Here is a 22519-nt window from a genome sequence, read left to right as displayed (position 1 = left end):
GATTGCCCCAGTGTAGCGAATCTATTTATCTTGATTAATCTTAAATACGGCTTAATTTTACCTGGATTTAACATAAATCGCTGGCCGCTAGGGGCAGCTTTGTCCTATATAAAATGCTGCTTCTAGAAGCACATCCTGTTCAGGGCGTAAGCCTACAAAAATCTCTGCTGCCGCGCGGCCTTTGTCTAAGTCTGGCTGGCGCACGGTGGTTAAAGACGGTAATGCAGGCTCGCTAAGATCAATGCCATCAAAACCCGTCACCTGCACATCTATTGGCACGGCAAGCTGCATGTTAGTAACAGCCTGACAAGCGCCCAGCGCACTTTGATCGCTCATACATAAAATCAGGGGAGGTGGGGAGGGCTGACTAAGCAGTTGGCGAGCAGCCTGATAGCCCAACTCCCGGGTATTGTCATTGATATTGATAATGGCATCAGACGCCACCGAATAACCCGCCTGAGCGGCGCTGTCCATAAAGCCGGACAGACGTTGACACATTATATTGTGTTGGCCGTAGGCGGTAAGCGTATCGAGCGGGGCACACGCGGGCCCTGCGCCACAACGCAGTGCAACTATGCCAATTCGCGTCGGCTGGTGGAGCAGGGCATGATCCGCTATCTGTTTTGCTGCCTGATAATTATCAATATTGACCGAAACCAGCTCAGGGTGATGAAAATCAATGCCGACAATGGCTTTTTTGTGCGTCAATAAGCGCTGCAGTCGTGCCTCTGCAGGAGGGCCGTAGACAATAAACCCTTCCACAAACGTCTCAATATTATCCTGGCTTTTGGCATCATGACGGGCTGGCATCAACAGTAAATTATACTGATAGGGTTCAAACACCTGTGCCAGCCCCTGCAACATATGATTGGCGATAGGGTCGGCAAAGCTGTAGCTTAATTCGTGGGATACCATCACCCCAATCACATGGGTTTTAGTGGTTTTTAGATGGCGGGCCAGTGCTTTGGGGCCCAGATAACCCATCTTGGCGCATTCGCTAAGAATGTGTTCGCGCAGAGCCTGGGATAATTGCGAAGGGCGCTTAAATGCATTGGACACTGTAGCGGTTGATACATTCAGCCGCTTGGCCACCTCTTTGAGGGTTAGTTTATTCACAGTATAAAAGCCTACAGACAACTATGGCTACTGTGACATATAAGCAACTGAATATTAAAGTGCTATGCGCTGCCCCTGCCTAGCTGAGCGGGCTGTTATGTGACCTATCCGGGGCGCTGACAGGCATACCACAGCGGCACCAGCACAGAGACACTGACAGCTAATGTGGCCACCACGTCGTTGTACCCATCGACCAGCAACGCGGCGATCAGGCCCAGTAACGACACAAAAAATATTAACAGCGGTATTTTAAAAATGCGCCATTTGGCGCGAGTGGTCTTGTTCAAACCGGTTTACTCACGGTTTTAGCCGCTGCCAGCTTACGTTTTTTCCACCAAAGATACAGGCCAGTGATCAACACCACCAGAGTCATCACAGTAAGCGCGGCCCATACAAGTTTTAATCCTAACCCGCCATAATCGCCAAAATGCAACGGCCGCGACACCGACAACAAAGTGACATACCAGGGCATGGGGGCGGCTCCAGCCACCTCGCCAGAGACTGCATCGACCAGCACTGGTTGTATGATTTCGCTGGTCAGCGGAGTCGTGCCGTGTAAAAACACGGCAAAATGCCGGCTGGTGGAAAATGCACTGCCGGGAAAGGCAATAAATTGCAGTGTCATGCCCGGCAGTTCTGCCTTGGCTGCCTGAATGGCTGCATCCAGCGAGGCCGCCGAAGAGACGGCTTTACCGCCCGCATTATCATTGATCAGCGCTGACAAACTGTCGTTGCGCCAGGCATCAATAATCGGGGTTTCCAGAGTATTGATAGTGCCGGTCAGGCTGACCACGAACACCCAGGCCACCGTGGTGATGCCGAACAGGTTGTGATAGTCAAGAAACCGGGTGCGCCGGCGTTTGTGATGCCGGACTGTGCCAAATGGCAGGTTACGCATAAACTGACGGTATATCACCACGCCACTGATCACCGCCAGCACAAACATGATCCCCATGGCACCTAAAAACAGCATCCCCGGCAGGCTTAAAAACATATCGGTGTGTAATTGCAGAATAAACTCCATGATCGATTCGCCCACATCCGCCGGTGGCACCCGCGCGCCACTGGTATGATCAAAGGACATAAAGGTCATTTGGTTGTCAGCAGCATTCGGGTTTGGACCAGTGGTGACATTGACCACCGGCCAATCGGTATCAAAGCTCATGAAAATGGGCACGTCGCCGGGCTGCTGCGCAAGCGCCTCGCGCAGCACCTCGTCGTAGGTGAGGCGGCGGCCATCGGTGTGAGCAGGTTGCCACTGGGTCGGGTTTAGCGTGGCATCAATTTCGTCATGAAAAATCAGCGGCAAGCCGGTGATGCACAACATGATCAAAAACAAAGTGCACACCAGACTCGACCACTTATGGATCCATTCCCAGCGTTTAAAGGTGGCTGCTTGCATGCTAGAGGCTCATTACTTAAAAGCTGAACATGGCAGACACTGACACCGTGCGCGGTTCGCCCATGATCAGATAATTGGCACCGGGAAAGCCGCCAGTAGAAGCCCAGTAGTCGTTATCGGTTACATTATTGATCCGGGCACGCACATCCACCAGGGTGTCGCGCAACACAAACCCATAGGAAACCCCGATATCGAACCGATGCCAGTCGTCAAGCTCTACGGTATTGGCAGTGTTGGTGTACTGCTCACCGGTATAAATCCAGCGCCCGTCAACTGCTAAACCGTCGATTGCCGCGATATCCCATTCCACATTGAGATTGGTTTGCAGCTCAGGAATGCCAATAGGGCTATTTCCTTCATCCACTCCTGCCTGGGTTTTTGTCAGTTCGGCATCCAGGTAGGTACCGCCGCCGACAATGCGCAGACCGTCTATAGGCTCGCCAAAGACACTCAGCTCGATGCCGCGGGTACGTTGCTCTCCATCGGCAGTGAAGGTTCGTTGTTCAATAATCGCGTTGGGCCGGCTCAGGGTAAACAGGTTAGCTGTGGCGCCCACAGTCTGGCCGTCATATTTTACCCCGAGCTCATACTGGTCACCGGCAAAGGGGGCCAGAACTTCCCCGGCGTTGGTCACCGGCTCACCATTACTGCTGCTCGGTGCAGTAGCTCCTGGCTGGATGCTTTGTGCATAGTTTGCATACACTGACACCGCCGGGGAGTATTTGTAGACCAGGCCTGCTATGGAGGTGATATCGTTGTCGTCATACGCGCCGGTTTGGGTACCGTCGGCGGCGTTAAATGAACGAGTATCGATATGTTGAAAACGCACCCCGACAGTGGCCAGTAAGCGGCTGTCAAACAGGGCGGCCGTATTGGCAATAGCAAAGCTGTGATTTTTGGTGGCCTCGGTAACCAGCGGATTATTCAAATCGCCGCCTATAAACGCATCCGTCGCCGGCGGGACTACGGCCTGCGGGTTATAGATATTTGTCGCAAAGCCGGCAAAGTCAGCAAAGGCAAAAGCATTTTTAGACTCTGAATCAATCAGCGAACCTGATACCACTACCTGGTTGGTGGTAGCCCCGAGTTGATACTCGCTACGTAGACCGGCATCTACAGAATAGATGGAATCCTCACGGGTATTAACAAAGCGAATGGCTGTCCCTTCACCGTTTTCAGCAATGTTGGGGTTGGCTAAATCATTATTTTCCTCGCCTTCACGAAAACCGGCACCCAGCCACACCGCGGTAGTATCGGTGAGGTCGTACTCTCCCCGAACCACACCAAACAGCTGCTCTTCTTCGGAGAATGTCCAGGGTTGAGCAAAGTTGGCATCAGCATCGGGCACTGCCGGGATGGCGCCCAGCGGGGTGATTTGCGGGCGCGGCGCGTCCAGGCGATTATCCTGAAAGCCCAGGTCGGCGGAGATTCGCAGCTTGTCGCCTCTGTAGTCGCCGCCTAAAGAAAACACTGACAACTGCTGGTCCTGGCCGTTGATGGCGGTTTCACCTTCGCGAACCTCAGCATTGGCACGCACACCCCATTCGTCGTCGGCGCCATAACGGCGACCAACATCCAGGGCACCGGCCAACACATTGTTGGCATCATACTCTAAAGAAGCGGTACTCACGCCACCAACTGGTGCGCGCTTAGTCACCAGATTAATGGAGCCGCCCACGCCACTACCGCCAGGGGCCGCGCCGTTAATAAAGGCATTGGCACCGCGAAACACTTCGACCCGTTCAATCAATTCAGCGGCAACAAACTGGCGCGGCAAAATGCCATATACGCCATTAAGTGTCAGGTCATCGGAAAATACTGGGAAGCCACGTAACATGTACACTTCCTGAAAATTACCGAACCCCTTAGTGACGCGGACGGTGGGGTCGTTTTGCAGCACATCACCGATATTTTGGGCCTGTTGTTTGTCAATCAACTGCTCGGTGTAAGCCATGCCGGCAAACGGACTATTCATAAAATCCAAATTACCAAACAGCCCGGCGCGGCCCCCACGAGCAACCTGGCCGCCTGCAAAGGATTTTGTAAGATCGACCTGAGACCCGGAACCGGTCACTTTAATCACCTCCAATTGCTCTTCCTTTGTAGGAGCTTCAGGCGCTGACTGCTGGGCGCCACTGGCAAGATGTGGAAATAACGAAAGAATGGGAAGGGTGAGTAAAGCTTTGCGCGCTGGCAGGTGTGGCATGAACAACTCTCTTAATAATAGTAGAAGCAAGTGTTACCGACATTAGGCACCGAAGTTTACTTATTTAGCTGCAAATATCAATGAGAATGAGTTGCATTACCATATTTTAAGGAGAGACGGCACTGCGTGTTGTCGGCCTGCGATTAATGCGGGGTAGTCAGATGCTGCGTAATGTCTCATTCGGACGATGTGACTAAGTTGGATGTAAGCGGGCAGGCCCAAACCGTTCCCCCACAACGAGAGCTAATTAGCTAAGTAAATATCTGTTCTCAGCCGATTGGCACCATGTCTATGATCGCAAAATTCCGAACCGTTCCCTGGTAGTTTACTGTTTACGTCGAAAAGATTTTCAATGTTGTCCTTCGATTAACTGCTTGTATTTAATGGTAAGTATCTCTCAACAATTCAAAACTATCCCAAAATACAGTTTTCTAAATGTTTTTTACTGGCTAAATTGTTTTTGGCTTAAAGTTTTCGAGCCGTTAAAGTTAATTTTTAGTTCGATTTTAATATGTGAATAAGTTGAAAGAATATAAGTTTATGAGTATTTGAGGAGAAGCCTGCGTTGTATTTTTGGCGCATTTTCTTTCAAATTATGGCACAGGTTTCATTGGCCGGATTGCTCATTAAATAGACAGCGGATTATATGATGCCGTGAGTAATATACCCGTAAATAATAGATCTACTTGTAGAAAGAAAACTAAATTAATCTGTGGTGGAGAAGACATTTTCTACTACGTTTGGCTATGGAATTGGTAGCGTTATAAGAGAACTGCATCAGTTTGGTAGATAATTGGGTAGAGAGATATACGATCTAACTCATAAAATTCTATAAGCAAAAGCGGGGGTTATTTTAATATCTCCGGCAAATTTTATTTGGGTAAAGGTATGCTTGATAAAAAGAGTAAGATCGAAAAGTTCTCCTTTTGTTTTGTTCTAATTTTAGTTGTGCTGATGCTTATTGATTATATGTTCTTTACAAAGTAATGATACCTTATTTTTATCACTACAAATTACATTTAAATTATTCTTTGCACCTCCTAACCGGTTTTACTCACCAACAGATGGAAATATCGAGGGAAACATTAGGGTTAATCATTTTACGTCGCCATACCGCATAATGATATCCAATATTACCGGCAGCAAAGCTGCCGGATTTTGCGCTTCGCGCAGGTTTTGTAAGATAATAGTGCAACTAACATATATTTTGGCAGGACACCGAGTACCAGTTTTAACAACCGAATGTGAATCAATAAGGCTTGAAGGAAGGGGTTAACGGCCGCTTTTTTTCGCCAGTCTGGCCATACCGCCTCTGCCTACCGCGGCCTGTTGCCCATAATGTCCAGGCATTTCCGGTGAATGCCAACCTCCGGCCAGCTGCATTTCGGGCAGGGTTGCGCCATTTTCTGCTAACGACACAGCGCCACCAACGCGGCCCGAATGCGGCGTAATCTTTTCTTTTATTTGCGCCATCTGGGCAATTCGTTGCCAGGTGCGATAGATACTGGAATATTGCAACACAGCAGAATGTTTACCCTGAGCACTTTCATCATAAGGAAGCAGCGCATGACCACGGTTAGATACTCGCCGAAATAAAATGCCTTGATTGATGCGACGCGGATCAGATGAGGGGCGAGGGCAGTCATTAGCTTTATCAAAGTTAGCTTCATCGATGTACTCATCAATCATCGCCAGGGTGCTGTTGGATAAATAGCGATAACTGCCTTTGCCGGATTGATCAGATTTTGACGTTAGAACCAGCAACGCATTATTACGCTTGTTCACATGTTCCAGGCGAACACGAACCAATTCATCGGCACGCAGCAACGCATCAAACATCAAATTGATAATGGCCAAATCGCGCATTTCCAGCAGCGTATCAGGGATCACGCGATCATTGATTTGCTCCAGAATATCTAATGTCAGTGGTACAGCTTGAGAATGACTTAGCTGATATTTTTCATTTTCAGCCAACGACAACTTGATAAAGTCTTTCAGGTATACCGACTGCACAATGGGATTGGGCAATTTGGCGATACCTAAAAATTTACTCAGCGCACTGAGCCGCCGCTTGATAGTGCGGTAGGCCAGCGGCGACTGGCACAGACGCTCAACATAACATTTTACACAATTTTCATTGTTATCCATGGATTCGTTAAAGCCGGGTAAGGCCTCTTGCTCACAGAATATTGCGAACTCGTTAAAGTCACTGACATAAGCGCGCTGGGTGTTACGCGGTAACTTGGTAAAGATATCACGAAAATACTGATTAACCGCGTCGCGATAAACCGTGGTAAAGCCAGCAATTGGTGAAAGATAGCTATTCATATCAACAACTTAAATTTATGCCCTAAAATTTCACGCATGATAATTCCAGTTATCGTGCGTGATGGATCGCACAGATCAAATTAGATCCTTACTTCTATGCACTGATTCGATATAACTGTTTAAATATACAGTTAAACAGTTTTTTTTCAAGCTATCTCAGTCTGTTAGCTTAGATTCTGCGATTAGTGTATTTTGTTCCGTGACAAGTCTATTTGCGAGGTACTGCTTGCTGAATATTGCCGATATATCCGAGCTGTTTGTACTGTGTAATACCTTTGGATGCTTGCTGGTCACCTCAATATTCACCGTATTCGCCAGTACTAATCTTGGTTTATTATTAATTCTAAAAGCGTTGAGCAAGTTCAAATTTGGTTAAAAAACAGCTTACGCTACGCAAAATCTGCAAGGTCATAGCACGCAAAGCCTGTCAGATTTCACGTAGCATCGCCTGAATATTAAGCAAATCAGAGAGCTATAGAGTACTAGCCGCCGAACGCCAGCTTGATTCAAACTTTGGAGCCTGGCTGTGAACTGGCCATAGCCAGCATGGCTTCCTAAGATAAACAACTTCTTGGAATAAATGATTTTATGAGATGAATGGTTTCTAGAAATAAGCGGCATCCTTGGAAACTCCTTAACCTAGAAACCGAGCGCGACACCAACTTGGCGACAGGTGTGGCAACCGATAATGAGTATCACGATGTGCAATGACACGCTTAAGCAATTCTATTTCGGACATCTTTGTAAAACAAAATATTATCTCAGTTTCGGGTGAGGTTTATTAAGGCCAGGTAGAATGGGGCCTGTAGCTACTCTTTTCGTGTATATGATAAAATATCCTATTTAACATAATATACATTATACGCAATTATCTATTGTGCTGGATGTGGGTGGTGCGTTGTGGGAAAAGACAAGTTAAGTGAGATTATGGACATACGCGAGATTTTTCATTGCTGGACTTTCAAAGTGAGATTTTTTGTTAAGGTCGATACCTGAATCGTAAGTACTGCGTAAGGTTCTGGCTGATACGCCCTTATAAAAAGTTTGCTGTTATTTTCGTTGGTCGTGGTCGGGTCATTTCCGGTAGCGTAGCTATCAGCTTACTGCAAAGTGTCAAAATAAATCTGAATTCAGGTTCCGGTACAATTGGCCAACAAGCTGTTGGACAATTGTGGGCGTGGCGATGTCTGCACGCTTACAGATTACTGCTGCAAGTTATGTATTAGGCTGTAGTATTGAGTTGTTCTTTTATTAACCAACGTCGCAAGGTGCCAAAGATGCCGCCAGGTGAAATTGATTTTGAAAATGCGGAGTGTACAGCCTGCCATAATAAGCATGTTGATATCCGAACTGAAATAGTTGCTCCTTCTCCAGACCAACCTAAGACGATAAAAAAGTGGATTGTCTTTCGCTGTGAAGAACACATGCATTGTGATGTCGATGAAATGGAGAAACTGGCGTTAGCCAAACTCGAGCTGTTCGGAATCTTCCTTTGCTGTTTTGGTCATGTCCGGGGGCACACCTTTTGCTATTTCGGTGCGGTTAAGCTTGCCTCATAACACAAAGTATCTTTTTGGCATTACCACACTCTGATAGGGTCATATAGATCGACTAGCTCAATGCAAACCTAACTCAATCGACAACACACATTTTATAGGTGTTTAAGGTAAAAGTTAGTAATTACAGTACTTCACTATACCCCACTATACTTGTACGTTTTTTGTTCACACTTACACTACTGTTTTGATGCAACAAGCCGTTAAACATCTTGGCAATAGAAGCTTCATGCCATTAGCTCGATGCTCCTTTTTTCATGCGGAAGCCAAAGCAGGATCTGTGCTTAAAAATATCGACCGAAGTCTCCAGGCACCTCCTTAGATTGCGGTCGTTAACCCTGCCCCTACCACAAAACCAACTTTCTGCTTTCTGAAAAAATCTAATCCACGGCCAATTTTTACTGTGCAACCATTATCAATACGTATTTCTTGGTCATGGAGATTCTTGTTTATTGCTCGACCAGGTTTACATCCATTTCCAAAAAACTTTGCTTTGGCTCGTTCAATGCTTCAGCCATTACCTGAATAATGGTTTTGTCATCAAAGGAAGTAAGACATGACTGTGTGGCTCATCCCCTACCCCAAAATAATCATTACGCTGTAGCCTTGTAGGTAAAAATAATCGAATCGGCATGTTGTCTATGTAGCTCTAAGCGAACGCACTCTTCAATTGCCTGTTCATCAAAGTAAATGTCAAATGGAAACCAAACTGCTTCATCATTGATTGCATTCAGGCTTCTACTGGTAACTGATTCTGAATATATGCTTGCTTCAACTAGCCATGATTTTATTTCTGGTTTGGTCACTGATATTGGCTTTCTTAGCTGATAAACACCTTGTTTCGGATTTGCAAGCAATTCCAAATTCATTAGTGTTCTGACTACAAATTGCATACTGCGTTTTATAGTTGAAGTGTCACCATAGGTTTCAGTGATCCGCTGTTCTAATTGTGAATAGATAAATGTGTCATTCAATTTGGTCAGTTTGCCAATTTGCTCAACAACCGACTTAAAGAAAGGATATTTGGCGAGCATCATGCCCCAGTGAAATACCAGATTTAGCTCACTGTTTTCCATTAGCAAATTTGCTGCACTTTTTTGAAAGCTGTCTGGAATATGTTTTGGTAATTTACTCCAAATACCAAAAAGCAGATTTCTTGTTTTGTCTTTTGCAACTTGGCTCGTAAATGCAGGTGTCAGCAGATCATCTATTTTGTCTTTCAGCTCATTTCCAGCTATATCGTTAGCTACCCAAGAAGCCGTCTGAGCCAACCAATCAGACTCTAGATGCCTGTTAAAACCTATCGAAACTTTCATTTATCCTTATTTACCTCATTACTTCAAAAACAACATTTCATCATTTCCCTGATGATGAATTTCAAATAGCTCTTTATCAATCTCAGCAGGATCAACATAAAATTCAAAAGGAAACCACACTGCATCATCTAACAAGTCGCTTAACGTTCTGCTTCTAGCATTTTCGCTATGAAGAACAGCCGATAACAACCAGTTTTTTAACTTTTTTTGTACAGTGAATTTCTGTTTTGCTACAACATAATTTCTATTATCACTTCTTTGTATGAAGCCGAGTTCAACCAGTGTTTTTAATACGGAACGAAGGCTTCTTTTTACTGTCTCAGTATCGCCATATAGCTCAACCACTTTCTTTTGTGCTTGCGCATAGGTGAAAGATTCATTTAACTTTGAGTGACGACCAATAAATCTTACGACATCAGCAAAAAACTTCTTCTTGGCTACTAGAAGGCCAAAGTGAAGTGCTAGCGGTAGTTCTTCATATTCATGAACCAAATTAATCGCTGTTTCTGTAAAGTCTGCTTTAATTGACTCATCAGAGTCTACCCACAAAGATGTAAGCTGGTTCCGAGTTTTACCTAGATTAACTTTGCAATTGATTTGTGAACTGAGCATAAGGTTAATTTTGTCATTTATTTCAGGCTTTGTTAGTCCCTCAGCTGCCCAAAGGGCTGTTTGATTTAGCCAAAAGACTTCTACATGACGACTGAAATTAACCTTCTTTACCATTTAATATTACTTCTCTTTACTACGGCAAGTGGAACAATAACTTCGTGTAAGCTTATTCCACCATGACCAACTATTTTTTTTCCTTCTGTTACAAATGCATGCCGTCCTTTACTCACTACTGGGTGTCTATCTTGTGGTAGCCCGTATTTTTGGCCCGGCCATTTTAGCACATTATCACCTAACTTCTCAGCGCTAGATTCAGCAGTTAGTTCAGATTCATAAATACGAACACGTTCTCCCTTGGTTTCAGCTTGTACACCCTGATTAAGTGCTCCGCACCCAATGGCTTCTTGGTTTCCATGATCAGCTGTAATGATGACTTCGTAACCAGCATCAACTAGCCCTTTAATTTTATTTTTAAAGTCCCACGTCCTACACCAAGTTGAAACAACAGAATTCAAACCAATCATACCGGCTTTCATACCGTGCATTTGCTCATCAACAAAATTAACAACCATACCTGCTACCTTAAGCGAAGGTTTAGCGACTAGATCATAAAACTCATCGTTTGATTCAATCTTCTCCACCTTTTTAGCATATGTGACTTCTTGGGCCTTTAGCCCTTTGTCTTCCCAAAATGTTTGCCAGAGTTTGCTTTCTTTTGCTGTCGTCAATAACGAGTCTGCATAGTAGAAAGGGAGTTTTCCTGAAAATAAGGCTTGGCGTGATATTGAAGTTATCGTTGGTACTAGTGCGAAAGAAAAGTATTCATCGAGAGAAATTGCTTCCATCGAATTTAACTCTTCTCTAAAAATGGCCCACTGTTGAAAGCCCATTCCATCCATCACAAGTAAGCAAACTTTCTGGTCGGATTGAACACGCTTGTTTAACCAATCCGGTACTTTGTGCAGCATATTAGGATGCTTGTTTGAAGGAATATTGATTAGACTAGTAAATCTACTTTCTAGCCAATTTTCAAAATAACCATCCACTCTTTCGTTTAGAGCGACTAATTGCGTCTTGTGCTGTACAGACAATTGCTCATTAAATTGAGGTTTGTGGCTCAAGGCATTCAACATTCCTAACTCAAACGCTTTATCGCCCCAAAAATCAGCACTTTCAGCCAAGCAACTCTCATCATTAAAAGAGATATCAATGCTTTTAAGTAAGTGCTCAAATCTTGTTTTGTCTGGTGTATTCTGCTCGGTTATAACGCCAATCTTGGCCCAGTGTTCACTGACAAAAGTCTTCATTTCAACAGGGCGCAATAATCCATCTGCAAAAAGATTGTCTACATAAACTTGTATATCTTGATCGTCAAACGGAACGATAAGCTTTTGCGTTGGCCAAGGCTCTGATATTTCTTGCTCACAGGTCAAAGTATGTACATAGAGTGTCCACTGCTGTTGTAAAAAATCAAAGAACGCTGTTCGATTTGGTACTAAAAGGTTGAAATCCCAATCACTGAACAAACTACTTAATTGAAGATATGACGTTAAATGATGCTCTACAGCTTGAGGCATATTACTGCCAATGTAATGCTTTCTAATTAGCAGTCGAACAAGATCAGACTCAGTCTGAATGATCTCTGGTGCAATCTTATAAAGATGGCGAAGAATGAAGTCTAATGTCGCTGTTTTACCTAGCTTTCCTGGTCGGTATTGATTTACTGCTTTTATTAAAGTTGAAATATTGTCAGGCCGTATATTACAAACCACTGATGAATCTAACTCAGGCAAAACATCACTTATTGAAAAATCCACGGTAATTGAGTCGCTCTCAATATCGAAAGGAATATTAGTATCGACTTGTTCAGTAAGTCTAATCAAAAATGCTTTTGTGGAGTCAGTTTCCAACCAATTTTCATAAAGCAAACGAAGGGATACAAAGTCATCCACGTCAACTAAAGTTACTTCAGAAGTATCGATAGCTTCTGAAATAGCAGGAACAAGACATAACTGGTCTGGATCGTTAATCAGATAGGCTTGTTTCGCTGTTAAATCTAGTTTATTTAAATACTTATCTTGCCAGCTCATAATCAGCCTTTTATCTCAAAAACTAAGTGAAGCGAGAGTTCAGGAAACACGTTTTCTTTTTCCTTCATTTCGTCTTGCCAAATTAGTAGCTCAGATGCCAACTGCCTTAGTCGGTAGTTTTTTACTTCGGGCAAACCAATTCGCTCTATTGCTCTTTTTCGACTAGCAAAAGAGTACTCACCTTTTTCTTTTTGCTGATGAAGGTTTTCATTGTATTTATCAAGCATCACATCAAATATTCGTTTACCCTCATTTTCAGCACAAACGGTAAGTTGCTCGTAGACAGTTTGTTTGTCCCCAATTGCATTTGAATCACTATTATTAATAACGGCTAAGTCACAATTGCTAATGGCTTCCCAAACTCGATTTGAAGCTGTCGCATAAAATTGGCCATTAGGTTTTATATAAATAGGGAAATACTGCATTTGCCGCTCATCATTGCCAGCAAATCTAACACTCCATAGAGACCAATAACCGTCAGCACCAGAAGGGAGAGACGAAATACTAACCTGAGGAATATCTTGAACTTCATTCCAAATAGGCAGGTTAGTGCATAAACCTCTAATTTTAGGGTTTTCTAGCGTGATATGTTTAAGTGACGGTTGTTCTTGTGCTTGTTTACCAATAAAAGTGATGTTTTGCCAAGTAGCCCCATCTGGCCAAGTTATATCTACGCTGTCGTTGTCGTTTGTTTTAAAATTAGCGTTTTTTCCAGTTTTGTTTTGCCAACAAAGATATTGCTCAACCATTGTATTGAGCCAATATGGTAAAGGGTGATTGGCGGATTCTTTGTATCGTTCAGCTGATAATGCCTCATCATCTGAAAATAGACTATCTTGTGACTTTTTATCTTTGCCTGCGTCTTGAATTGTTTTTAACGCTTTAGCTAATTCCTGATCCATCATGTCAGGGTTGGTAAGCGACTCAATAAAAAGCTCATCGAACAAGTGGTTGGCTTCCGCTGAATCCAGTACGTCACTGGTTTTATCAACACCAAACTCTTCCAAGATAACCTGTAACTTGGTTTCTAATACATCCCTAACTCTATGCTCAACTGTGCCTTCTAAAACGAAGTTCAATGCTCGCACAGTATGTCGTTGTCCAATTCGGTCAACACGCCCAATGCGCTGTTCCATCCGCATCGGGTTCCAAGGCATATCGTAATTCACAATAACGTGGCAAAACTGTAAGTTTAGACCTTCACCACCAGCATCCGTTGATATTAAAATTCGAGCGTCTTCAGCAAATGCAGCTTGTACTTTTTTACGCTCACTGAGGTCCATAGAGCCATTCAAACACACTACGCTAATGCCTCTATCACTAAAGAACTTTGCTAACATTTGTTGTGTTGGGACGAACTCGGTAAACACCAGCATTTTTAACTGAGGTGACTGTTCTTCCTGCTGGAGTTCGTATAACCAATCTAGAAGTGCTTCTGCTTTTGCGTCATTTTCATTGGCTGTGCAATCTTCAGCAAGTTTAAGTAAATAAGATACTTGTGCTTTTTCATCATCAAGCGCTTGCTGGCTTTTTACAACTAAGTTATCTAGTTGAGACTGCGCATCTAACTCTGCCCAATCTTCAGCAAAAGCTAACGGTAATTCATCTTCAACCACCATATTTTCAAGCGCAATTAAACGTCTTGATAATGTTTTTGCAATTGCTGCACTGCTAGAGCTAACCAAGCGCTGCATTAAGATCATTAAGAAGCCAACGGCATTTTGTTTTTTCGCTTTAGCTTGGTTGTATCCTTCTTTGATATATTCGGTTACTTCTTCATACAAATGCTGTTGCTTGGCATGTTTTGCTTGCCAAGAGACAGGAATAAGTTCAGTTCTTCTTAACTTGAATAGAGGCTTTCCTTCACCATCAATAGATATTCGCTTTTCAGTTCTAACAACAAAAGGCTGCACACGTTCTTTAGTTACACTGCCAATATCAGGGAATATTTCAGGGTCAAGCAATGCCATTAATCGATGGAAGGCATCACTTTTACCTTGGTGTGGTGTTGCTGATAATAGCAATAAATACGGAGCAGCTTCAGCTAAGCCTTGACCTAGCTTATAGCGAGCCACTAACTCAGTGCTACCTCCGAGCCTGTGAGCTTCATCAATAACAATTAAATCCCAACCTGCCGCTAGCAGGTCATCAAACCTATGTTTGTTATATTCATGAACTTGCTTAAGTGACCAGCCTTTGCGGCTTTCAATGGGTTTTATGCTATCAACAGGGCAAACAACTTGGTCATACCGTTTCCAAACATTATCGTTTTCATCAACTGGCTTTTGCTCACCTGGCAGCAAAAGGTGAAAGTTTTCGTTAAAGTGAGTGTTCATCTCACTAACCCATTGGCTAACAAGCCCTTTGGGTGCACACACTAATATGCGTTTAGCCATACCACGGAGTTTTAACTCACGCATAACTAAACCAGCTTCAATTGTTTTACCCAATCCAACTTCATCAGCAAATAAGTATCTGACTTGCTTGCGAGCCATTGCTTTATTTAACGCTTTTAGCTGATGAGGAAGCGGTATAACGTTAGATTCTATTGGTGCTAACAATATATCTTCATGCTGAGCATTTGATATTTTTGCCGCTACAGAAATATAAGATAAAAAGTGTTCAGAAGTAGAGTGCTCTTTGGTTGGTTGGACTAAGTCACCAGCTTTAACTTTTACAACACTGTCCTGCTGCTGTAACCAAACTCGATAGAAATTCTGGCCCCAAAGGCCAGAGGACTCAATAATTTTCACATGTTGTTGATGGGCTTGACTCCAAGCCCATTCACCGACTTCAAACATCCCTGATTACTCCATTAATCTTAGCTTAATCCCAATCATCATCAGTGTTTGAGGTTAGCGTTACTGCATTGTCATAGAACATGAGTAGCTTCTCATCTTCTTGAAGTACAGCAGGTGGAATTTTCGCTGAAATGTCTAAAATGGTTTGTAAGTCTTGGTTTTCCCAACAGTGATTAAAGCCTGCACGCAATGCTTCTGCTCTTGGTTGCTTAATTTTTTTCTTTTCCGCTTTATAAACTTCAAACTCTCGTAACAACGCACGTAAACGAACTTTCTCTAAATCTCCTGCTTTGTTTGGATCAGGCACATACCAGCGGTCTTTGGCTTTAGAAACTAGTGCTGGATCATCTTTAGCTAGCCCACGCATATCTTTAAAGTTAGTCGAAAGATAGGTGTGAATTTGGTTAGGAACATCCTCTTTACCATCGTACTTAATAAAGTTTTGTTCAAGCAAAGTAGAAAGCTCTAATTGCAGTTCATTTTTCTTCCAAGAAGAGATAGCGTGCATGAAATCAGGATGAATATCAGATTGAACCTTTGGTTTATCCATCAATAGACGCTTAAGCCATTCAATCGCAGAATACTCATCATCTACAAAAATACTATGTTGCTTGACTTTTAAACCTTTAGATTTCTCTTTTTCATACTCAATAAGTTGTGACTTTGTAAAGATCATGCCGTCAACATAATAAAAATGCTCTTGTAACTTTTTCTGAAATTCAGCACTACTAAAAGGTACAGTTCTGTTATTTACAAGAAAAAAACTAACAACTCTATCAAACAAAATTCTAGGGTCTCGTTCTGGTATAAAAGCTAGAAAGTTTTCATCGTATTTAAATACGGGAAGGAACTTTAAATGATTTTCGATAAAATCCCATATAGCAACAGAGCTATTCTCTTTTTGCACTCGTGTCATGAACCCTTTATTTGGTTTGTAAGCTGAAATAACTAGATCTTGTTTTACTGCGGTAGTTGAGACTATTGATTGAAACGATCTTTGCTTCTTATTTAAAGCAGACACACTAGATATTATGAACCCTGCCCCAGTTAAGCTTGTTTGGAGTAAGTTCCATATTGAGGCGCTAGAATTTGAAAACTCTACCGTAATCCAACGTCCCGGTTTTAGTGCAGAGTATGCATTTTTAAAACAATTGAGCATAAGCCTCTGGTACTCAGCAAAGTCTTTCTCTTTAACTTTGTCAATTATCGCTTCGTTCGAAACGTTTGTTTTTACTCCGTGAAAACTTTCGATAAGAAAGTTTAAATCGGAATAATATATATTTTCACCAAAAGGGGGATCAATAAATATGTAATCAAGGCTTTCATGTTTAATGTTTGCTGTGGCTAAATCTTGTGTTGTAACAAGAGAGTTTCCATTTATATTTTCTAAACTTTCAAAAACTTTTGTTAACCTTTGCCTCTTCCCTTTTAATATGTAGTCCGGAGAAACATCTACTATATGAGAGGCTATATAGAACACCCCCGACAAATATTGATTAACTTGAGAGAAATGAGTCGGAGTATACCTAGCTAACTTAGACATCCCCCAAATAGCCTGTTCTACAAAAAATAGACATAGGCGTCTAGTTTGATAGTCCTCTATTTTTGAAGCCTTATCCCAAAGTTTTGATATTGTTAGAAGGGGGCGCCTCATAAAAAAGTGATGCAGATATTCAATGTTTGATGGCTTCATTCTTCCAACTCTCATCATTTGCATATCTGGGACTTTAATAACAGGGAACCCTTCTGGGTAGGGTTGCTCATTTATTTTTTCTAGTATTTCAAAATCATAAAAGTCAGGTTTTTTATGCAACCGGTCTTTTCCAACTTTATAGAAAATTAAAAATGGAACCCGCTTAGGCTCTTTTCTAGTTTCATTTATAGCTGAGTCGTGAACTGTTTCATAAATTAGTTCAAGGGCATCTTTTTTTAGCTCAGTAGAGCATGAAGGACAATCAAATAACTTTGCGACTCTACCTGTCTCAATATCTAACGCTTGTTCTGAGAATGTAATTTCAGATGAACATTCGGGACATGAAAAAACCTCACTCCATACAATAAAGTCTATGTCATAGAGCTTGCCATCACTGTGCTTAGTTTTGTACATCCAGCCTAGCTCTTCATTAACTTCCTTCAACAAAGTTTTTGAAATTTTGTCGAAAGACTCTACTGCGGGCTTTAAGTTATAATTCGCTGAAATAAAAGATGCTATTGGAGATATGTCATTAACAACCGCTTTTCTTTGACCAATTTTTCCGATATAGACTTTTTTTGTCGGATCTTCATAAATTTTTCCTTCTTGTGTTACGAAGTATCCTAACGACTCGATTGTTTTTTTGTCACCGCAATACTGAGCTGCTAACCCAGTCATTCCAGTTCCACAAAAACCGTCCAGCAATAAATCTCCAGGCTCTGTAAAATGCAAAATATAACGCATAATAGCTTTATAAGGTACCTTGGTATGGTAAGAATGGGCCTTATATATGGGGTCATTCTTACCTTCACTTACATCAGCTGCAAATGGTTCACGATGATAATCGTCATCTGCTCCTTCCTTCTGGCTTTCCCATAAAGATATAAAATCATTTAACCAAGGATTAGGGCAAGCCGTATAAAAAGGTGGATCAGATAGCTCCAAAATTGCTTCGTCTGTTCCAATTGGAAACCCTTCTATTTTCCTAAATTCCGGTTCTTTTAATTTTTCGGCTAATAGTTTTGTAAAATGCTCCCTTCGGGCTTCATCATTTTCAAACGTTAACCCTAAGCATTCAACGGGACCAGAGTTTGTCTCGATATTGTCATTCTCTAATAGTGAATTTTGTTCCATTACTTTTACCTTATGGCGAGTTATATACTCGCCATTTTAAATATCTATTGAATAACGATGCGTACTTTATCGCTGTTTTGACCCTTTGTTCTTTCAGCAACTAAGCGCTCAAAACGTACTTTGATTTCTTCAATACTTTGCGGAGTACCTTTACCTAAGCTGCTTACAATGTCATGGGAGCTAATGGTTACTTTCACTAAGCCTTCTAAAACTTTGTTTACTTCAGTAACAAAATCGTTTGATACAGGGTCTGGCAACACTCCACTTGCAATAAAGGTTTCAATTTCAGCTTTTTGCTCTATGTGGACCAGGCTAAGGTCGATGAATGGGTCATCAAGGTTTGATTTTAAGTTTGACGTCCACTCGGTAAGCATTGCATCCAATTGGTCATCCAATCTAGTTAAACGACTTGAAGCAGGCGCTAATGTGCCTTCTGTTCTTGGAGAAAATGCTACAGGCGAAGGGTTAATTGCCAGCTGTTTGCTATCAATATTTGCAGCAGGTTGTAATTTTGCCCATTCCTCACGCCAGTCTTTAATTTGAGCGCCAGGTAATAAGCTAATCCCACATAACAAATCGAGTGTTTTTAGGCGCTCATCATTAATTAAGTCGCCTTTTATTTTGTTTTCAGCAAGCGTTAGGTGAGAGCGCTGATAAAGTTCGATAAAGCGAGAAATGTAGGCTTTTTTAACTTGTTCGAGTTGCTGCATCATCGTTTGTTTAAATTCACTCGACAAACGCTGAGCTTTGTCTGCAATACCAGTGCGTAGTTCTTGTTTGCAGTGTGCAACTGACTCTTGCCAAGAGTCAGTTTCGCTAAGTACCAACTGTGCTTGATTAAGGTAATTTGCTATGTCAGTAAACTCGTTAACGATTGATTCTAGTTGCTTGAAGTTGTGCCATTCTTGCAAGTTCTCATGTTGCGCATTAATGGCTTCACTCGATGCTTTTAGGTTTTTAAGTCTGCCTGGCGTGTTGAAACGCTGCATTTCTTCCAAGAAGGCTTTTGCCGATGAGAGTTTCTCAACCAATATGGTTGCTTCATTATCCTCTAACACATGTTGGCCCCAAAGCTGTAAACGGCCTTTAACGGTTTGGATATCTAAAACAAGTGCTTTAACTTTGCCCTCAATTTTATCAACCATTTCCCTAACAATACTGTCGTCACCTTGTTGAATTGAGGTCGCTAGTCCTTCATTCATCCCAAGTAAATTAAGTAATGACTTAATTGCGCTCGTATTAAAATCTTTTGGTGCTTGAATGTGTTTGAAGTTAAGTAAATCGTCAAAATCAGTAGACTTAAATAAATCCGCATTACTTGCTGATATATTATTACCAACAACCGATAGCTCCAGCTCTCCTGAATAAACGAGAGCCGCTAAGATCACCAATAGCCACTCTTGTTCTAAGCGATATGTTTTAGGTTTGAAATAAAGATTAGCGTTTACTTGTTCAAGCAATTCCGAGCTATTTACTACTTGTCCATGCCCTTTTGCTTTTAGAATTTCAAGCACTGTACTTGAAAAGCGAGATTTCGTTGCTGCTAATTTGTCGCCATCTAACAGCTCTAGAGCATCTAATACAGCGGTTGCACGTTTAGTAGCCGACCCACCTGCGAGATAATTTAGCACATCTTTCGCTGCACCTTGCATGGTATCGCCTGTTATCCATTGACTAAACTTTGGATATTCTGGCGCTAATGATTCGAAGTACCCAGAGAATACATAACTTGCTACAGCTTCAAATATATCTTTAACGTTGCCATGTTCATTGGCAGATATGCCTGTAATATCACGTACTGATGTACCTTTTAGCCAATCCATAATTGGTTTTGCTTGGCCGTTATATCTAACTTCAAATGCGTCAGCGATATGATTACGGATCCATTTTTGCATTTCTCTTAGGTATTCATCTGCTTTAAGCTTGTAAGTTTGCTTTTCATTTCCGGTAGCATGGCCTCTAAGTTCTACTGAAGCGGCATAATATTTAAGATATCGGTTGAATTCTTCATCTCTGTTTTTCAGCACAAATAGAACCTCATCATCTCTGATGTGCTCTTTTTTCAGCTTTGGTGCATCTTCTGGCTGGATGAAGTACATGTAATAGTCACGTTGTGGCTTAGCCGTTTCACGCTCATTTGGTGAGCCTAGAAATAACCAACCTTGTCTATTTACATTACGATCAATCCACTTCAGTTCATGTTGCCACATTGTATGCAGTTGCTGAGTATCTGACTGCTCAAGTATTTCAAGCATAGCTGCACGGTAGGCATCATTAACGTTATCGCTTGCTAATGTCGCTGCCTTGTTTTCAATTTTTGCATCGAAATCGACAGTACGTTTTAAGTCGATGTAAAACTGGTCATTGGCTTTATTGCGAGCGAAGAATTGTCCATTTACTGTTTTTCTTACTTTGCCTAGTACTGTGACAATGTGCGTTTCTAAGTTTTTATGTTTGTCACCCGGTAAAGCATCGATGGTTTTAATAAATAAACATAATGAGTCACGCAATTCAGCTGCCGTAGCGCCCATCTCATTGTAAATATCACCCACCGCCATTCTATGAATGGCTAATGCTGCTACTAAGCGTTTAGCAAAATCTTTTTCGCTAGGAGTTGGATATGCTTGCTCAATTCGTTCAACGAGCGTTTCACCCGTTTCAATAACTTGTCCAACTTCTGGGTTGGTTTTCATGCTTGGCTCTGAACTAAGCTCATGCCAATATGTGTCATATGAAAAAATGCCGGGCTGTTCTTCAGGAACTTCCGTTGGCATTAACTTTTCCATGTAATTTGATAGGCTTCGCAAAACCTGGCGTTGTTCAAGACCAGCAATACGGACTCGTTCAAAGGTGTTGATATAGTCAGGGTGTACAGGGAACATGTGAACAAATTCATCCAATCGTTCGTTCATTTTTTCGTAATATGGTGTGAATTTTTGTAAGTAGTTTCTAATCCACTCTTTCTGTTGAGCATTTTTCTTTAATAAGCGCTCAGCTACAACAAACTTAATATCTTCACGAGCAATTACTACTTCAACCGCTCGGTCAGTGATCCGTTTCACTTCTTTTGAGATAAAGCTAAGTTTTGGATCCGCAAATATTGCTTCCTGTACACCAGCGATGAATCGGAAGCGTGTGCCTTCAATAACTTCACCAAGAACACGCAACATCGCCATATCAAGTGGAAGCTGTTGATTGTTTCGAGAGCGGAAGTAATCAAGAATTTCGTCACAGATTAATAATAAACCATGATCTGGATACTTATTATTAAACGCAGCCATCATTTCTTCGATGTATTGTTTGTGGTTTGACGTTATCTGATCCATTGGCGGAAATTCGTAGTCGATACCAATTTCCTTTAAACCTTTGGTTAATTGGAAAGTAATGATGTCAGTAAGATCCATCTTACTTGCGCCAATCTCGAAACGGATAACTTTAAACTTACCGGCAATTTTCTCAGCACAGCGCTTAACGTCTTCGTTTGTTAGTTTTTCAACGAGATCTGGAAATTCTGCTAGAGCAGCAATAACAGACATTAAGTGTGATTTACCTGAACCGTAATTACCTACAATCCATAACGCTTTGTTATCAGCAAACTCATTGTATTGAAGATGTTTTATGATGATGTCATTAAGCTTTGTCTTCATTTTGTCTGAAATAACATAGGACGAAATAAGGCGTTCAGCTTTTTTATGATCGGCCGAGTCTTCTAGTTCGATAGTCGTTTTAACCGGCTCGAATTGGATTAATTCATTGTACTTCTTCATTTTGTAACTCCATGTTCACAAGTACTGATCACTAGTACATCTTGTAATTCTGACAATTGGTAATTGATATATTCTGCATGCCCAGGTGTGGCGTAAAATAAATTGTTGTTATCTAACCCACCCGGCCAAATCGCTACTATTGGTTTCTTTCTGCTAATTTGTTGAAGCAGCTTTATTGGGTCGATATTCAGCTCTTCGGCAAATAAAAATTGAAATCGCTGCATATGACATATGTTGTTGCTATTAAGAACAATAGATTTCAATTCAGTTGCAAGATTATCTTCTCGCTCTTTTCTTGACATCGAAATCAAGCGTTCAGCTAACAGCCTTGATACATTCAAAAATACTTCGTTTGGAAATATAGCTGAAATATTCTTAATATCATTTTCACCGAGCACCAAAAAAATGACACAAGTAGATTGCATTTCCCCTACGGAAAGTGCCTGTTGTGTAATTTCTTTTAAATTGTGGATTGTTGCTTGTATTATTTTCATGTCT

14 protein-coding genes are annotated in these 22519 nt (G+C 42.0%); 1 reads left to right on the top strand and 13 read right to left on the bottom strand.

The features are described 5' to 3' along the window. Positions 1–87: 87 nt before the first annotated feature. The 5 genes from ACTUJZ_RS03235 to ACTUJZ_RS03215 all read right to left on the bottom strand — a co-directional run bounded on the left by ACTUJZ_RS03235 (position 88) and on the right by ACTUJZ_RS03215 (position 7052). Positions 88–1116 (bottom strand): LacI family DNA-binding transcriptional regulator, encoded by a 1029-nt coding sequence (locus tag ACTUJZ_RS03235; protein ID WP_463634822.1) that lies wholly within the window; start codon positions 1114–1116, stop codon positions 88–90. Positions 1117–1220: 104 nt separating this feature from the next. After that, the gene (locus ACTUJZ_RS03230) at positions 1221–1403 is read right to left on the bottom strand and encodes a hypothetical protein (protein ID WP_463634821.1); all 183 of its coding nucleotides are present in this window, start codon (positions 1401–1403) and stop codon (positions 1221–1223) included. Beyond that, positions 1400–2518, bottom strand: a complete 1119-nt coding sequence (locus ACTUJZ_RS03225) for a PepSY-associated TM helix domain-containing protein (RefSeq protein WP_463634820.1) — start codon at positions 2516–2518, stop codon at positions 1400–1402. The genes ACTUJZ_RS03230 and ACTUJZ_RS03225 overlap by 4 nt, the downstream gene beginning before the upstream one ends. A gap of 16 nt (positions 2519–2534) precedes the next feature. After that, positions 2535–4724: a TonB-dependent receptor gene (locus ACTUJZ_RS03220; RefSeq protein WP_463634819.1), complete on the bottom strand. Its 2190-nt coding sequence runs from the start codon at positions 4722–4724 to the stop codon at positions 2535–2537. Between the two features lie 1272 nt (positions 4725–5996). Further along, a complete protein-coding gene (locus tag ACTUJZ_RS03215; protein ID WP_463634818.1) occupies positions 5997–7052 on the bottom strand; it encodes a tyrosine-type recombinase/integrase in 1056 nt (351 codons plus the stop codon). A 1277-nt stretch (positions 7053–8329) separates the two neighbouring features. Between ACTUJZ_RS03215 and ACTUJZ_RS03210 the strand changes: the two genes are divergently transcribed. Then, entirely contained in the window at positions 8330–8611 is a 282-nt protein-coding gene (locus tag ACTUJZ_RS03210; RefSeq protein ID WP_463634817.1) for a hypothetical protein, read from the top strand. A gap of 315 nt (positions 8612–8926) precedes the next feature. Here ACTUJZ_RS03210 and ACTUJZ_RS03205 read toward each other — a convergent pair whose 3' ends face one another. The 8 genes from ACTUJZ_RS03205 to brxF form a co-directional block, all read right to left on the bottom strand. Beyond that, positions 8927–9061 carry an MIT C-terminal domain-containing protein gene (locus ACTUJZ_RS03205; RefSeq protein WP_463635234.1) on the bottom strand — a complete coding sequence of 45 codons (135 nt, stop codon included), beginning with the start codon at positions 9059–9061 and terminating at the stop codon, positions 8927–8929. A gap of 140 nt (positions 9062–9201) precedes the next feature. Next, a complete protein-coding gene (locus ACTUJZ_RS03200) occupies positions 9202–9924 on the bottom strand; it encodes a hypothetical protein (RefSeq protein WP_463634816.1) in 723 nt (240 codons plus the stop codon). An 18-nt stretch (positions 9925–9942) separates the two neighbouring features. After that, entirely contained in the window at positions 9943–10650 is a 708-nt protein-coding gene (locus ACTUJZ_RS03195; protein ID WP_463634815.1) for a hypothetical protein, read from the bottom strand. Further along, positions 10644–12626, bottom strand: coding sequence for a BREX-3 system phosphatase PglZ (gene pglZ, locus ACTUJZ_RS03190; protein ID WP_463634814.1), 1983 nt, complete (start codon positions 12624–12626; stop codon positions 10644–10646). Before pglZ ends, ACTUJZ_RS03195 begins: the two co-directional genes overlap by 7 nt. Positions 12627–12628: 2 nt before the next feature. Further along, on the bottom strand, positions 12629–15427 hold the full coding sequence (locus ACTUJZ_RS03185) for a DEAD/DEAH box helicase (protein WP_463634813.1): 2799 nt from the start codon (positions 15425–15427) through the stop codon (positions 12629–12631). 25 nt (positions 15428–15452) lie between these two features. Next, positions 15453–18254 carry a DNA methyltransferase gene (locus ACTUJZ_RS03180; RefSeq protein ID WP_463634812.1) on the bottom strand — a complete coding sequence of 934 codons (2802 nt, stop codon included), beginning with the start codon at positions 18252–18254 and terminating at the stop codon, positions 15453–15455. Between the two features lie 44 nt (positions 18255–18298). After that, the gene (locus ACTUJZ_RS03175) at positions 18299–22021 is read right to left on the bottom strand and encodes a DUF6079 family protein (RefSeq protein WP_463634811.1); all 3723 of its coding nucleotides are present in this window, start codon (positions 22019–22021) and stop codon (positions 18299–18301) included. Further along, positions 22018–22515 (bottom strand): BREX-3 system P-loop-containing protein BrxF, encoded by a 498-nt coding sequence (gene brxF / locus ACTUJZ_RS03170; RefSeq protein ID WP_463634810.1) that lies wholly within the window; start codon positions 22513–22515, stop codon positions 22018–22020. The genes ACTUJZ_RS03175 and brxF overlap by 4 nt, the downstream gene beginning before the upstream one ends. Positions 22516–22519: the final 4 nt, after the last annotated feature.

Source organism: Alteromonas sp. WD8-37 (assembly GCF_055326825.1).
This window is presented reverse-complemented; position numbering and strand designations above follow the sequence as displayed.